11 protein-coding genes and 1 tRNA gene are annotated in these 15,039 nt (G+C 66.4%); all 12 read right to left on the bottom strand.

Annotated features, from left to right (window positions below; translation table 11 throughout):
* Positions 1-29: 29 nt before the first annotated feature.
* Positions 30-3,929 carry a DNA-directed RNA polymerase subunit beta' gene (locus AB5J49_RS28575; RefSeq protein ID WP_369171673.1) on the bottom strand — a complete coding sequence of 1,300 codons (3,900 nt, stop codon included), beginning with the start codon at positions 3,927-3,929 and terminating at the stop codon, positions 30-32.
* Positions 3,930-4,027: 98 nt separating this feature from the next.
* Positions 4,028-7,513, bottom strand: a complete 3,486-nt coding sequence (gene rpoB / locus AB5J49_RS28570) for a DNA-directed RNA polymerase subunit beta (protein ID WP_369171672.1) — start codon at positions 7,511-7,513, stop codon at positions 4,028-4,030.
* A gap of 581 nt (positions 7,514-8,094) precedes the next feature.
* Positions 8,095-8,484, bottom strand: coding sequence for a 50S ribosomal protein L7/L12 (rplL, locus tag AB5J49_RS28565; protein WP_363118624.1), 390 nt, complete (start codon positions 8,482-8,484; stop codon positions 8,095-8,097).
* 114 nt (positions 8,485-8,598) lie between these two features.
* A complete protein-coding gene (rplJ, locus tag AB5J49_RS28560) occupies positions 8,599-9,129 on the bottom strand; it encodes a 50S ribosomal protein L10 (RefSeq protein WP_030046352.1) in 531 nt (176 codons plus the stop codon).
* Between the two features lie 287 nt (positions 9,130-9,416).
* On the bottom strand, positions 9,417-10,232 hold the full coding sequence (locus AB5J49_RS28555; protein WP_369171671.1) for a hypothetical protein: 816 nt from the start codon (positions 10,230-10,232) through the stop codon (positions 9,417-9,419).
* Between the two features lie 101 nt (positions 10,233-10,333).
* Positions 10,334-11,128, bottom strand: coding sequence for a hypothetical protein (locus tag AB5J49_RS28550; protein WP_369171670.1), 795 nt, complete (start codon positions 11,126-11,128; stop codon positions 10,334-10,336).
* Between the two features lie 129 nt (positions 11,129-11,257).
* A complete protein-coding gene (gene rplA / locus AB5J49_RS28545; RefSeq protein WP_369171668.1) occupies positions 11,258-11,983 on the bottom strand; it encodes a 50S ribosomal protein L1 in 726 nt (241 codons plus the stop codon).
* A gap of 79 nt (positions 11,984-12,062) precedes the next feature.
* Positions 12,063-12,497, bottom strand: a complete 435-nt coding sequence (rplK, locus tag AB5J49_RS28540) for a 50S ribosomal protein L11 (RefSeq protein WP_028805116.1) — start codon at positions 12,495-12,497, stop codon at positions 12,063-12,065.
* A 215-nt stretch (positions 12,498-12,712) separates the two neighbouring features.
* Positions 12,713-13,240: a hypothetical protein gene (locus AB5J49_RS28535; protein ID WP_369171666.1), complete on the bottom strand. Its 528-nt coding sequence runs from the start codon at positions 13,238-13,240 to the stop codon at positions 12,713-12,715.
* A 286-nt stretch (positions 13,241-13,526) separates the two neighbouring features.
* Entirely contained in the window at positions 13,527-14,384 is an 858-nt protein-coding gene (nusG, locus tag AB5J49_RS28530) for a transcription termination/antitermination protein NusG (RefSeq protein WP_369171665.1), read from the bottom strand.
* An 80-nt stretch (positions 14,385-14,464) separates the two neighbouring features.
* The gene (gene secE / locus AB5J49_RS28525; RefSeq protein WP_369171664.1) at positions 14,465-14,749 is read right to left on the bottom strand and encodes a preprotein translocase subunit SecE; all 285 of its coding nucleotides are present in this window, start codon (positions 14,747-14,749) and stop codon (positions 14,465-14,467) included.
* A gap of 108 nt (positions 14,750-14,857) precedes the next feature.
* A tRNA-Trp gene (locus AB5J49_RS28520) sits at positions 14,858-14,930 on the bottom strand.
* Positions 14,931-15,039: the final 109 nt, after the last annotated feature.

The following is a 15,039-nucleotide window of genomic DNA, read 5'->3' as shown; positions in this document are numbered from 1 at the left end:
AGGTGACCGCCCTTCAGTGGACGTACGCCTTACTGGTTGTACGGACCGTAGTCGTAGTCCTCCAGCGGAACGGCCTGGCCGGAGCCCGTGCCGAACGGCGAGTAGTCGATGTCGTCGTAGCCGACGGCCGAGTACATCGCGGCCTTGGCCTCTTCGGTCGGCTCGACCCGGATGTTGCGGTAGCGGGACAGACCCGTACCGGCCGGGATGAGCTTACCGATGATGACGTTCTCCTTGAGGCCGATGAGGCTGTCGGACTTGGCGTTGATCGCCGCATCCGTCAGGACTCGGGTCGTCTCCTGGAAGGAGGCGGCCGACAGCCAGGATTCCGTCGCCAGCGAGGCCTTGGTGATACCCATCAGCTGCGGACGACCGGAGGCCGGGTGACCGCCCTCCTGGACCACACGACGGTTCTCGGTCTCGAACTTCGAGCGCTCGACCAGCTCGCCGGGCAGCAGCTCGGCGTCGCCGGACTCGATGATCGTCACTCGGCGCAGCATCTGCCGGATGATGATCTCGATGTGCTTGTCGTGGATCGACACACCCTGCGAGTTGTAGACCTTCTGGACCTCGCCGACCAGGTGGACCTGGACGGCACGCTGGCCCAGGATGCGCAGCACGTCGTGCGGGTTGGTGGCACCCACGGTGAGCTTCTGGCCCACCTCGACGTGCTCGCCCTCGCTGACCAGGAGTCGGGCACGCTTCGAGATCGGGAACGCCGTCTCGTCGCTGCCGTCGTCCGGGGTGACGACGATCTTCTTGGTCTTCTCGGTCTCCTCGATCCGCACGCGGCCCTGGGCCTCGGAGATCGGGGCGACACCCTTCGGGGTACGGGCCTCGAAGAGCTCGACGACACGCGGCAGACCCTGGGTGATGTCGTCACCGGCCACACCACCGGTGTGGAAGGTACGCATCGTCAGCTGGGTACCGGGCTCACCGATGGACTGGGCGGCGATGATGCCGACCGCCTCACCGATGTCGACCAGCTTGCCGGTGGCGAGCGAACGGCCGTAGCACATGGCACAGGTGCCGACGGCGGACTCGCAGGTCAGGACCGAGCGGGTCTTGACCTCCTCGACGCCCGCGCTGACGAGCACGTCGATGAGGACGTCACCGAGGTCGACGCCCGCCGGGGCGAGCACCTTGCCGTCGACGACGATGTCCTCGGCGAGGCAGCGTGCGTACACGCTGGTCTCGGCGTTGTCCGCCTTGCGCAGGACGCCGTCGGCGCCGCGCTCGGCGATGGCCAGCTTGAGGCCGCGCTCGGTGCCGCAGTCCTCCTCGCGGATGATGACGTCCTGCGAGACGTCCACCAGACGACGGGTGAGGTAACCCGAGTCGGCGGTACGCAGGGCGGTGTCCGCCAGACCCTTACGGGCACCGTGCGTGGAGATGAAGTACTCCAGCACGGACAGGCCCTCACGGAAGGACGCCTTGATCGGACGCGGGATGGTCTCGTTCTTGGCGTTCGACACCAGACCACGCATACCGGCGATCTGCCGCATCTGCATCATGTTTCCTCGGGCACCCGAGTCAACCATCATGAAGATGGGGTTCGTCTTGGGGAAGTTCTCGTTCATCGCCTCGGCGACCTCGTTGGTCGCCTTGGTCCAGATCGCGATGAGCTCCTGAGTGCGCTCTTCCTTGGTGATCAGACCGCGCTCGTACTGCTTCTGGACCTTCTCGTCCTGCGCCTCGTAGCCGCGGACGATCTCCTTCTTCGCCTCGGGAACGACGACGTCGGAGATGGCGACGGTGACACCGGAACGGGTCGCCCAGTAGAAGCCGGACGCCTTCAGGTTGTCGAGCGTCGCCGCCACGATGACCTTGGGGTAGCGCTCCGCCAGGTCGTTGACGATCTCGGAGAGCTGCTTCTTGCCCACCGAGTAGTCGACGAACGGGTAGTCCTCGGGCAGCAGCTCGTTGAAGAGCGCGCGGCCCAGGGTCGTACGGAGGCGGAAGGTGTCACCCTGCTGCCACTCGGGCTCGCCCTCCTCCTGCGCCGGCGGGGTCCAGCCACGCGGCGGGATGGTGCCCACCGGGAAGCGGATGTCGATCGGCGACTGGAGCGCGAGCTCACCGGCGTCGAACGCCATGATCGCCTCGGCCGTGGAGCCGAAGGACCGGCCCTCGCCCTTGGTGTCACGCAGCTCGCCGTCGGTGGTGAGGAAGAACAGACCGAGGACCATGTCCTGGGTCGGCATCGTCACCGGACGGCCGTCGGCGGGCTTGAGGATGTTGTTCGAGGACAGCATCAGGATGCGGGCCTCGGCCTGCGCCTCCGCGGACAGCGGCAGGTGCACGGCCATCTGGTCACCGTCGAAGTCCGCGTTGAACGCGGTGCAGACGAGCGGGTGGATCTGGATGGCCTTGCCCTCGACCAGCTGCGGCTCGAAGGCCTGGATGCCGAGGCGGTGCAGGGTGGGAGCACGGTTCAGGAGAACCGGGTGCTCGGCGATGACCTCTTCGAGGACGTCGTACACGACCGTGCGGCCGCGCTCCACCATGCGCTTGGCGCTCTTGATGTTCTGCGCGTGGTTCAGGTCGACCAGGCGCTTCATCACGAACGGCTTGAAGAGCTCCAGCGCCATCGCCTTGGGCAGACCGCACTGGTGCAGCTTCAGCTGCGGACCGACGACGATCACGGAACGCGCGGAGTAGTCCACACGCTTACCGAGCAGGTTCTGACGGAATCGACCCTGCTTACCCTTCAGCATGTCGCTGAGGGACTTCAGCGGGCGGTTACCCGGACCGGTGACCGGGCGACCACGACGACCGTTGTCGAAGAGGGCGTCAACAGCCTCCTGAAGCATGCGCTTCTCGTTGTTGACGATGATCTCGGGCGCACCGAGGTCGAGGAGCCTCTTCAGACGGTTGTTGCGGTTGATCACACGGCGGTACAGGTCGTTCAGGTCGGAGGTCGCGAAGCGGCCACCGTCCAGCTGCACCATCGGGCGAAGGTCCGGCGGGATGACCGGCACGCAGTCGAGCACCATGCCCTTGGGGCTGTTGCTGGTCTGCAGGAACGCGGAGACGACCTTGAGGCGCTTGAGCGCACGGGTCTTCTTCTGGCCCTTGCCGGTACGGATGATCTCGCGGAGCTTCTCGGCCTCCTCATCGAGGTCGAAGGACTCCAGGCGCTTCTGCAGCGCCGCGGCACCCATCGAACCGTCGAAGTACGTGCCGAAGCGGTCACGCAGCTCGCGGTAGAGGAGCTCGTCGCCCTCGAGGTCCTGGACCTTGAGGTTCTTGAACCGGGTCCACACCTCGTCGAGGCGGTCGATCTCGCGCTGCGCACGGTCACGCAGCTGCTTCATCTCGCGCTCGGCACCCTCGCGCACCTTGCGGCGCACGTCGGCCTTGGCGCCCTCGGCCTCCAGGTCGGCCAGGTCGGTCTCGAGCTTCTTGGCCCGGGCCTCCAGGTCGGCGTCCCGGCGGTTCTCGATCTGCTGCCGCTCGACGGAGACGTGCGCCTCCAGGGAGGGCAGGTCGCGGGTACGGCGCTCCTCGTCGACGAACGTGATCATGTACGCCGCGAAGTAGATGACCTTCTCGAGGTCCTTGGGAGCCAGGTCGAGCAGGTAGCCCAGCCGGCTCGGGACACCCTTGAAGTACCAGATGTGCGTGACGGGCGCGGCGAGCTCGATGTGGCCCATCCGCTCACGGCGCACCTTGGCGCGGGTCACCTCGACGCCGCAGCGCTCACAGATGATGCCCTTGAAGCGAACGCGCTTGTACTTGCCGCAGTAGCACTCCCAGTCCCGGGTCGGACCGAAGATCTTCTCGCAGAAGAGTCCGTCCTTTTCGGGCTTGAGGGTGCGGTAGTTGATGGTCTCGGGCTTCTTGACCTCGCCGTGGCTCCACTGACGGATGTCGTCAGCGGTGGCCAGACCGATCCGGAGCTCATCGAAGAAGTTGACGTCGAGCACTATGCGTCAATCCCTCTCAGGGTTGTAAGTCTTGGGGTCTGAAACGGGGGCCTGGGGGTCGGCGGGGCCCTGTGGGTAAGGGCCCCGCCGGACTCCCGTCAGACCTCTTCGACGCTGCTCGGCTCGCGCCGGGACAGGTCGATGCCGAGCTCCTCCGCAGCGCGGAAGACGTCCTCGTCGGTGTCGCGCATCTCGATGGACATACCGTCGCTGGACAGCACCTCCACGTTCAGGCAGAGAGACTGCATCTCCTTGATGAGCACCTTGAAGGACTCGGGGATGCCGGGCTCAGGGATGTTCTCGCCCTTGACGATGGCCTCGTAGACCTTCACGCGGCCGGTGACGTCGTCGGACTTGATGGTCAGCAGCTCCTGGAGGGCGTACGCGGCGCCGTATCCCTCCAGCGCCCACACCTCCATCTCACCGAAGCGCTGGCCACCGAACTGGGCCTTACCACCCAGCGGCTGCTGGGTGATCATGCTGTACGGGCCGGTCGAACGGGCGTGCAGCTTGTCGTCGACCAGGTGGTGCAGCTTCAGGATGTACATGTAGCCGACGGAGATCGGGTCCGGGAACGGCTCACCGCTACGGCCGTCGAACAGCCGCGCCTTACCGGTCGGGAGCACCATGCGCTCGCCGTCGCGGTTCGGGATGGTGTGCTGCAGCAGACCCGCGAGCTCGTCCTCACGGGCACCGTCGAAGACCGGGGTCGCGACGTTGGTGCCGGGCGCGACGGAGTCGGCGCCGATCACCTGCAGACGCTGTGCCCACTCCTCCGCGAGGCCGGAGACGTCCCAGCCGCGGCTGGCGAGCCAGCCGAGGTGGATCTCCAGGACCTGTCCCGGGTTCATTCGGGACGGCACACCCAGCGGGTTGAGGATGATGTCGACCGGAGTTCCGTCCTCGAGGAACGGCATGTCCTCGATGGGCAGGATCTTCGAGATGACACCCTTGTTGCCGTGACGGCCGGCGAGCTTGTCACCGTCGGTGATCTTGCGCTTCTGCGCCACGTACACGCGCACCAGCTGGTTCACACCGGGGGGAAGCTCGTCGCCCTCCTCGCGGTCGAAGACGCGGACGCCGATGACCTTGCCGATCTCGCCGTGCGGCACCTTCAGCGAGGTGTCACGGACCTCACGGGCCTTCTCACCGAAGATCGCGCGCAGCAGGCGCTCCTCCGGGGTCAGCTCGGTCTCGCCCTTGGGCGTGACCTTGCCGACGAGGATGTCGCCGGCGACGACCTCGGCACCGATACGGATGATGCCGCGCTCGTCGAGGTCGGCGAGGACCTCCTCGGAGACGTTCGGGATGTCCCGGGTGATCTCCTCCGGGCCGAGCTTGGTGTCACGGGCGTCGACCTCGTGCTCCTCGATGTGGATCGAGGAGAGGACGTCGTCCTGCACGAGGCGCTGCGACAGGATGATCGCGTCCTCGTAGTTGTGACCCTCCCACGGCATGAACGCCACGAGCAGGTTCTTGCCCAGCGCCATCTCGCCGTTCTCGGTGGCCGGACCGTCGGCCAGGACCTGGCCCTCGATGATCCGGTCGCCCTCGTTGACGATGACCTTCTGGTTGACCGAGGTGCCCTGGTTGGAACGGGCGAACTTGGCCAGGCGGTACGTGATGTACGTGCCGTCGTCGTTGGCGGTGGTGATGTAGTCCGCGGAGACCTCCTGGACCACACCCGCCTTCTCGGCCTTGACCACGTCACCGGCGTCGACGGCGGAGCGGTACTCCATGCCGGTGCCGACGAGCGGGGCCTCGGACTTAATCAGCGGCACGGCCTGACGCATCATGTTCGCGCCCATGAGGGCACGGTTGGCGTCGTCGTGCTCGAGGAACGGGATCATGGCGGTCGCGACCGACACCATCTGGCGCGGCGAGACGTCCATGTAGTCCACGTCGTCACCGGGGACGTAGTCGACCTCGCCGCCACGACGGCGGACCAGGACGCGGTTCTCGGTGAAACGCATGTTGTCGTCGAGCGTGGCGTTGGCCTGCGCGATGACGAAGCGGTCCTCTTCGTCGGCCGTCAGGTAGTCGACCTCGTCGGTGACGACGTCGCCGTCGACCCTGCGGTACGGCGTCTCCACGAAACCGAACGCGTTGACGCGACCGTAGGAGGCGAGCGAACCGATCAGACCGATGTTCGGGCCTTCGGGCGTCTCGATCGGGCACATACGGCCGTAGTGAGACGGGTGCACGTCACGGACCTCGAAGCCGGCCCGCTCACGGGAGAGACCACCCGGGCCAAGAGCCGACAGACGGCGCTTGTGGGTGAGACCCGACAGCGGGTTGTTCTGGTCCATGAACTGCGACAGCTGGCTGGTGCCGAAGAACTCCTTGATGGAGGCGACGACCGGCCGGATGTTGATCAGGGTCTGCGGCGTGATCGCCTCGACGTCCTGGGTCGTCATGCGCTCACGGACGACGCGCTCCATACGAGCCAGACCGGTGCGGACCTGGTTCTGGATGAGCTCGCCGACGCTGCGCAGACGACGGTTGCCGAAGTGGTCGATGTCGTCGGTCTCGACGACGATGTTCGTGCCGCTGTCGCCGACCGTCTCGGTCTCGCCCGCGTGCAGCTTCACCAGGTACTTGATCGTCGAGATGATGTCCTCGACGGTCAGGATGCCCGCGTCCAGCGGAGCCTCCGCACCCAGCTTCTTGTTGACCTTGTAGCGGCCGACCTTGGCGAGGTCGTAACGCTTCGGGTTGAAGTACAGGTTCTCCAGAAGCGTCTGCGCGGCCTCACGCGTGGGGGGCTCGCCCGGACGCAGCTTGCGGTAGATGTCGAGCAGCGCGTCGTCCTGGCCCTGGGTGTGGTCCTTCTCCAGGGTGGCGCGCATCGACTCGTACTCGCCGAACTCCTCCAGGATCTGCTCGGTCGTCCAACCGAGAGCCTTGAGCAGAACGGTCACGGACTGCTTGCGCTTGCGGTCGATACGGACACCGACCATGTCGCGCTTGTCGATCTCCATCTCCAGCCAGGCACCCCGGGACGGGATGATCTTGGCCGAGAAGATGTCCTTGTCGGACGTCTTGTCGATGGAGGAGTCGAAGTAGACACCGGGCGAACGGACGAGCTGCGACACCACGACACGCTCGGTGCCGTTGATGACGAAGGTGCCCTTGTGGGTCATGAGCGGGAAGTCGCCCATGAAGACCGTCTGGGACTTGATCTCGCCGGTCTCGTTGTTGGTGAACTCGGCCGTCACGAAGAGCGGGGCCGCGTACGTGAAGTCGCGGTCCTTGCACTCGTCGATGCTGTTCTTCGGCGGCTCGAAACGGTGGTCGCGGAACGTCAGCGACATCGACCCGGAGAAGTCCTCGATCGGAGAGATCTCCTCGAAGATCTCCTCGAGGCCGGACTTGGTGGGGACATCCTGACCGGACTCCAGAGCCGCCTCGACCCGACTCTGCCAGGCGGTGTTGCCGAGCAGCCAGTCGAAGCTCTCGGTCTGCAGCGCGAGCAGGTTCGGAACCTCGAGGGGCTCCTTGATCTTTGCAAAAGAGATGCGCAGCGGGGCGGTGCTGGCGCCGTTGTTCGTATTCGCGGTCGAGGCAGTGCGCGAGGCGGCCAAGAGGGGGTCCTTCCGAGGGCTCGGACTCACTACGCGCGTACCGGCCCCTCACCGGGGCACAGAGACAGGTGTTTCCTTCTCCAGCCAAAGAATGGCCAGGTCAGGGATAGTCCGGTCATCGGTGCTCAAGCGAGGGCATGCCCCTGGTGACGGGCAGGGGACAGCTAACAGGCAGCGCAAAGGGTCAGTGTAGCCACTTGGCACACTGATGTCCAGTGCGGGTTTTTCGCGACCCTCGTTGTTCTCAACGCCCTCGGCATGCTCGCCCTCAATGCACGTTGATACTGCCCTCTTCGCCGCCGATCCATGCCTCGGATTCGGATCCTTGTGACGACGCGTCCTGAGAATTGCGCGCTGCGTGCGGTTCGTCAAGGCCCCCATGCCCGAACCCAGGGGCTCCCGGAGACACGACGAAGATCACCATACCCCCCGCCGAAGCGGGTGCAAGGTAACCGTGGCCGCGCCCCCAGGAACGCCGAAGAGCGACCACCCGAATGGATGATCGCTCTTCGGTGCGACTGCGTTACAGCCTTACGAGGCTGCTTTCAGCACGCGAGACGGTCGTACTCGACCGAACGGTCTTACTTGACCTCGACGGAGGCGCCGGCGCCCTTGAGGGACTCGGCGGCCTTCTCCGCGGCCTCCTTGGCGACCTTCTCGAGAACGGGCTTCGGAGCGCCGTCCACGAGGTCCTTGGCCTCCTTCAGGCCCAGGGAGGTCAGCTCACGCACGACCTTGATGACCTGGATCTTCTTGTCGCCGGCACCGGTGAGGATGACGTCGAACTCGTCCTGCTCCTCGGCGGCCTCGGCGGCGGCGCCACCAGCGGCACCACCGGCGACGACGACCGGCGCGGCAGCGGCGGCGGTGACGTCGAACTTCTCCTCGAAGGCCTTCACGAACTCGGAGAGCTCGATGAGGGTCATCTCCTCGAACTGCGCGAGCAGGTCTTCCTGGCTGAGCTTCGCCATGATGGCGGTCCTTCCACTAAATCGGCAGGTGCCGGGTGTACTGGGTGAGGCGGGCGTACGTCGGCCCGCTGTGGCCTCCGCGGTCAGGCTGCGGGGGCCAGTGTGCGAGCCGAATTACTCGGCACCGCCCTGCTCGGCCTGCTTGGCGCGGAGCGCGTCCACCGTGCGGACGAGCTTCGACGGCAGCGCCTGGAAGACGGAGGCAGCCTGGGACTGCTTCGCCTTGAAGGCACCGGCCAGCTTGCTGAGCAGAACCTCGCGGGACTCGAGGTCCGCAAGCTTCTTGATCTCGTCGGCGCTCAGCGCCTTACCCTCAAGGACACCGCCCTTGATGACGAGATTCGGGTTGTCCTTGGCGAAGTCACGGAGACCCTTCGCCGACTCCACCGGGTCACCGGTGACGAAGGCGACAGCCGTCGGACCGTTGAACAGGTCGTCCAGCGTCGTGATCCCGGCCTCGTTGGCCGCAATCTTGGTCAGCGTGTTCTTCACCACGGCGTACTGGGCGTTCTCACCGAGCGAACGACGCAGCGTCTTGAGCTGCGCCACGGTGAGACCGCGGTACTCGGTCAGCACGGCAGCGTTGGAGTTGCGGAACTGCTCCGTCAACTCGGCCACTGCGGCAGCCTTATCGGGCCTCGCCATGAGCCTCGGCCTCCTTCCGGGTGATTCTGACCGCGCGGACCCGAAGGAGGACTGGGGAAAACGAAACGCCCCGGCGCAGGCGCACGGGGCGGACTCGACCGGTGCACACACGAACGCGCGTACTCCGGGAGTTCTTCCACATTCACCTGCGCGGGTCGCCCGCATTTTCAGCGGATCCTTCGGCCACCGCACCCTCTCGCGAGCGCACGGCAACGACCAGCGGTCTTTGGCTTCTTTAGGAGAGTACGGGACGCAGTCGCTCTCGAGCAAATCGGCCCTTACGGCCCTCAGCTCCCGTTCTTCTTCAGCGGCTTGCGCAGGTCCGCCGTGTCGTCGGCGCGGGGTGCCCGGATCGTCACCGGCTTGCCGTAGTCGAGGAAGGTGAAGGTGAGATCGAGTTGGCCGTGCCGGCCGAAGCCCTGGGTACGGAGCCGCTTGACGCGGTCGGCGCCGTCGACCCACACGTCCAGGGTGAGCTCGTCCACGCCCAGCTTCTCGTACTGGTCGACGCTGTTCTGGCGGCCCTGTCGGGTGGCCTTGTCGTCGATCTCCTTGAGGGAGGCGCGGAGCTCGTCGAGGGTGGCTGTCCCCGCGTAGTGCGTGGTGTCGGCGCCGGCCAGCTTCTCGGGCCCGATCCGCGTCACGTCCTCGGCGGCGGCCAGGAAGGCCGCTTCCCGTGCCGGGTTGCGGCTCACCTGGTCGCGCAGGCCGCCGACATCCATGCGCAGGCCGCCGTGCGTGGTGAACTTGGCGTTCGGGCCGTAGCTGATCCAGTGCCGACCGCCCATCTCCTCGACCATGTCGTCGGTCGCGCTGCCGTACAGCACCCCGCCGACCAGGCGCAGCTCGGACTCGCCCTGCTGATCGCCGCTCAGGTTGGCGGTCCTGAGGCGGGCCGCCACCGGCTTCGTAGCCACGGTGGCCTCGTCCGCCATCCGCCCTCGCTCCGGGAACTGGCCGGTCACCCGGTAGTGCAGGGACGTGACGCCCTCGGTCTTCTCCACGGCCCGTGCGACGGCATCGGCGGCCGGTGAGTCCGCGGACTGCTCCGGGCCGGCGCCCGCCACCCGACGCGGCACCGAGGCACGTACGGCAAGGCTCATTGATTCCCCCCAAGGAACGCATGGCTTGTGCGTGGTCGGCGCACAGCAAGATCGGGAGCGTAACCCAGGGGGCCTGAACAGTCCTCCGGATTCCGTGCCTTTCAGCGGCGCTCAGGGTCCTTCAGCAGCTCCTTGAAGTCCGCGGTGTCCCCCGCCGGCGGCTTCTCGGTCGCGGCCTTCACGCCGTAGTCGCTGTAGTAGGCGGTCTGGGTCAGCTGTCCTGTGGCCGTCCGGCCGTTCTCGACCTTCTTGACCAGCAGGTTCCGGTGGTCGACCCATATGTCGAAGGTCTGCGTGGTGGCACCCTCACCCTGCACCGTGCCGGAGTAGTGCGTGGTGTGCTCGCCTCGCACCTTCTCCTCGCCGACCTTCCGCACGTCCGCGGAGGACAGCAGCAGCTTCACGGACGTATGAGGCGTGGTGCCACGCATCTGATCCGCGACATCCGCTCCGGAGCTGCCGGCGAGGCGCTTCAGGTCGTCGTAGCCGTACTTGATCCAGTGCTTGCCGTCGGCCTTCTCGGCGAACGTGTCGCCCATGCGCGCGTAGTAGGCGTCCGGGAGATAGCGGGCCTCCATCGACGTGGTGCCCAGTCGGCGCATGGTCTCGGCCGTCGTGCCGCCGGTGTACGTGATCGTCAGGGTGCCTGTGAGGTCGTCGCCCCAGGCGAGGGTGCCGTCGGCCTTCATGGACAGTGTCGAGCCCATGGTGGTCGTGGAGCTGACGCGGGCGGACTCTGCGGCGTCGGTGGACCGTTCGACGGTGCGCAGGGCCGCTGTCACGGCGTGATCAGGCTCCTCGCCGGGACGGTCGGAGGACGTGCAGGCGACCAGGGCCGTCAGCGCGGTCAGCAGCGCGATCCAGAAGGCCGACCGGCCTGCCCTCGTGCTCGTCATCCGTCCCCCCTGTGCCCATCCCGTGAATGCACGTTAACCCAGCGCACTGACAAACGGGCCGGAGAACGGGGACGGGCCCCACACCCGGGAAGGGTGTGGGGCCCGTCTGTGAACCTGTGAGCCGTTGGCTCAGACCGCCGCCGGGTCCTCCTCGACGAGGAGGTTGCGGGTGCGGTTCGGGTCGACCAGGATGCCGGGGCCGATCGTGGTGCTGATCGCGGCCTTCTTGATGTAGCGACCCTTGGCGGCGGACGGCTTCAGACGGAGGATCTCCTCCAGCGCGGCGCCGTAGTTCTCCACCAGCTTGGTCTCGTCGAAGGAGACCTTGCCGATGATGAAGTGCAGGTTCGAGTGCTTGTCGACGCGGAACTCGATCTTGCCGCCCTTGATCTCGGTCACGGCCTTGGCCACGTCCGGGGTCACGGTGCCGGTCTTCGGGTTCGGCATCAGGCCACGCGGACCGAGCACGCGGCCGAGGCGGCCGACCTTGCCCATGAGGTCCGGGGTGGCGACGACGGCGTCGAAGTCCAGGCGGCCCTTCGAGACCTCGTCGATCAGTTCGTCGGAGCCGACGATGTCGGCGCCCGCAGCCTCCGCGGCCGCAGCACGGTCACCGGTCGCGAAGACCAGGACCCGGGCGGTCTTACCGGTGCCGTGCGGAAGGTTCACGGTGCCACGGACCATCTGGTCGGCCTTACGCGGGTCGACACCCAGACGGAAGGCGACCTCGACGGTGCCGTCGAACTTGGACGTGGACGTCTCCTTGGCGAGACGGACGGCCTCGAGCGGGGCGTAGAGCTTCTCCCGGTCGATCTTGGCGTCCGCAGCGCGGAGAGACTTGCTGCGCTTGCTCACTACTGCTCCTGTTGCTTCTTAGGAGTTGTGGTCCGGGCCGAGCAGGCCCTGCCACTTACTTCTGCTTGGGGGTTGGAGGTCAGCCCTCGACCGTGATGCCCATGGAACGGGCGGTGCCGGCGATGATCTTCGCGGCGGCGTCCAGGTCGTTGGCGTTGAGGTCGGGCATCTTGGTGGTGGCGATCTCGCGGACCTGCGCCTCGGTGATCTTGGCGACCTTGGTCTTGTGCGGCTCGCCCGAGCCCTTCTCCACGCCCGCGGCCTTGAGGATCATCTTGGCGGCCGGCGGCGTCTTGGTGATGAAGGTGAAGGAACGGTCCTCGTAGACCGTGATCTCCACCGGGATGACCCAACCGCGCTGCGACTCGGTCGCGGCGTTGTAGGCCTTGCAGAACTCCATGATGTTCACGCCGTGCTGACCCAGCGCGGGGCCGACCGGCGGAGCCGGGTTGGCGGCACCGGCCTGGATCTGGAGCTTGATAAGCCCCGTGACCTTCTTCTTCTTGGGAGGCATGCTCTCTCCGGGTCCTTAGTGAGAGTTTTCCGCCGCCATCCGTACCGCTGGCCACCTGGAACGGTGCCCGGATCATCCGGATGGAGGCATACCGCACTACGATAACGGGTAACACGCCAGGGCCAAAACCGGCAGCTCAGGCACGTGGTCGTCCACGGCCCCGAACAGGAGCCGACCCTGGCCGCCGCGCGTCGGCCGGGGTCCGCGAGGGGTGGTCAGCAGCGCTTGGCCGTGGTGGCCTGGCCCGGCACCGGGTCACCGGGAGCGCGCAGCGTGCCGATCGCCGCGGTGCACTCCTTCACGGTGTCGGCGGGCAGGGACCAGAACTCCTGGCTGTTGGTGGCGTTCCACCAGTCCTGGCCCACGACCTCGTCACGGGCGTAGCTGTAGACGCCGGCGCTGACGTCGTAGTCCTTGACCTTGTCTCGGAAGCCCTGCCACACCCAGACATAGCCGTAGTTCGCCTTGCAGTTGGGCGAGTAGAACTGCTTCACCGAGGCGACGTGCGCGCCGGCCCGGTTGATGTAGGCGGTGGCGCCGATCTGGTAGGCATCCGAACAGACCCCGGCCGCCTGCGCCTTGGCGCTGAGCGGGTTGCCCGCCTCGGACGGGGCGGTCGAGCGCGCGGTCAGGTTCTGCTTGTTCGGCGACGGGGCCGGGCCCGTGCCGGCGACCGCGGAGGTCGCCGGCAGAAGGACGCAGGCGGAGGCCGCCGCCACGACCAGGATGGTTCGAGCACGCATGAGGAAGTTCCCCCTACCTCTTGGTGACTGACTCGACGGGTGCCGAATGCGGGCGCGGGCAGCGAATACCCCTGGGCAAACGCCACTAAGGGTCATAGATCATGATGAAGAACGCTGTTCACGCGTTTCGGTCATCAGGTCAGACCGGCGGGCTCATCGGATGGTTGTGGCGCAACACACACATTTATTTGGGGGCGCGGTCTGCACGGAACCGACGCGCACGACAAAGGGCCTCCGACCAGCGAAAAACGCTGGTCGGAGGCCCTTCGCGAGAGCTGCTGTACCGCTAGTTCTTCTGGATCTGGTCGAAGGAGAGCTCGACCGGCGTCTCGCGGCCGAAGATCTCCACCAGGCCCTTGACCTTCTTGGAGTCGGCGTTGATCTCGTTGATCGTGGCCTGCAGCGTGGCGAACGGGCCGTCGGTGACGGTGACCGAGTCGCCGACCTCGAAGTCCAGCACCTGGACCTCGACCTTGCGCTGCGGAGCGGGCTTGCCCTCGGCCTCGGCGGCCTCGCGGGCGGCCTTCTCCTCGGCCTCCGGGGCGAGCATCTTGACGATCTCGTCCAGGGTCAGCGGGTACGGGTCGTAGGCGTTGCCCACGAAGCCGGTGACGCCCGGGGTGTTGCGGACGACGCCCCAGGACTCGTTCGTCAGGTCCATACGGACCAGGACGTAACCCGGCAGCTTGTTCTGCTTGATCGTCTTGCGGTCGCCGTTCTTGATCTGGACGACCTCTTCCTGCGGCACCTCGGCCTGGAAGATGTAGTCCTCGACGTTCAGCGAGACGGCGCGCTGCTCAAGGTTGGTCTTCACGCGGTTCTCGTAACCGGCGTAGGTGTGGATGACGTACCACTCGCCGGGCAGGGTGCGGAGCTCCTCGCGCAGGGCGGCGACGGGGTCGACCGGCTCGGCCGGCTCCTCCTCGGCGCCCTCTTCCTCGTCCTCGACGGCCTCGACGTCACCGCCGGACTCGTCCTCGACGTGCAGCGCGGCTTCCTCGGCGGGCTCGCCCGCCTCGTCGTCGGCAGCCTCGACCTCGTCCAGGTCCTCGTCAGCGCCCTCGACGATGTCGAGCTCGTCTTCCACGGACTCAACTTCCTGCCCGTGCGGCTCGATGGCGTCGTTCAGGTTCTGGTCAGACACGGTGGCTGCTTCTTCCTGGATACATAGAGGTGGAACATGCGAAAGGGGCGCCGGTAACCGCGGCGCCCTTCGCTCTTGGCTCAGCCGAAGACGTACTTGGCGGCGTGGTCGAGCCCATAGTCAATCACGGTCACCAGACCGATCATGACGACGACGAAGAGGATCACCACAGTGGTGTACGTCGTCAACTGATTGCGCGTCGGCCAGACGACCTTGCGGAGCTCCGCGACGATCTGGCGGTAGAAGAGCGCGAGTCGCTTCAGCGGGCCCTTCTTGGCGCGCTTGCCACCCTTTCGGGCCTTCTTGGACTCCGGCGCCTCATCCTGGGCATCAGGCATGTCGATGGAGCCCACGGCGTCCGTCACTCGTCCTCACCTGATTCCGGGTCGTGGCCGTGCCGCGCCCGGTCTGAGCCGCACGGCGGTGCATTGCTGTACGTACATGCGCACACATCCTGGCGAAGGTGTGTGTAGCAGGGCCGGAGGGACTTGAACCCCCAACCGCCGGTTTTGGAGACCGGTGCTCTACCAATTGAGCTACGACCCTTTGTGGTGTCCCCCAACGTACCGCATCCGACCGAGTGCTCGGTGTGCACCGTGCGACCGCGGGCTGCTGAAGGCCAACGAGGTGAGAGTGTACGTGGTCCCGGGCGCCT

The sequence above is a fragment of the Streptomyces sp. R28 genome (assembly GCF_041052385.1).
Classification (GTDB): domain Bacteria; phylum Actinomycetota; class Actinomycetes; order Streptomycetales; family Streptomycetaceae; genus Streptomyces.
This window is presented reverse-complemented; position numbering and strand designations above follow the sequence as displayed.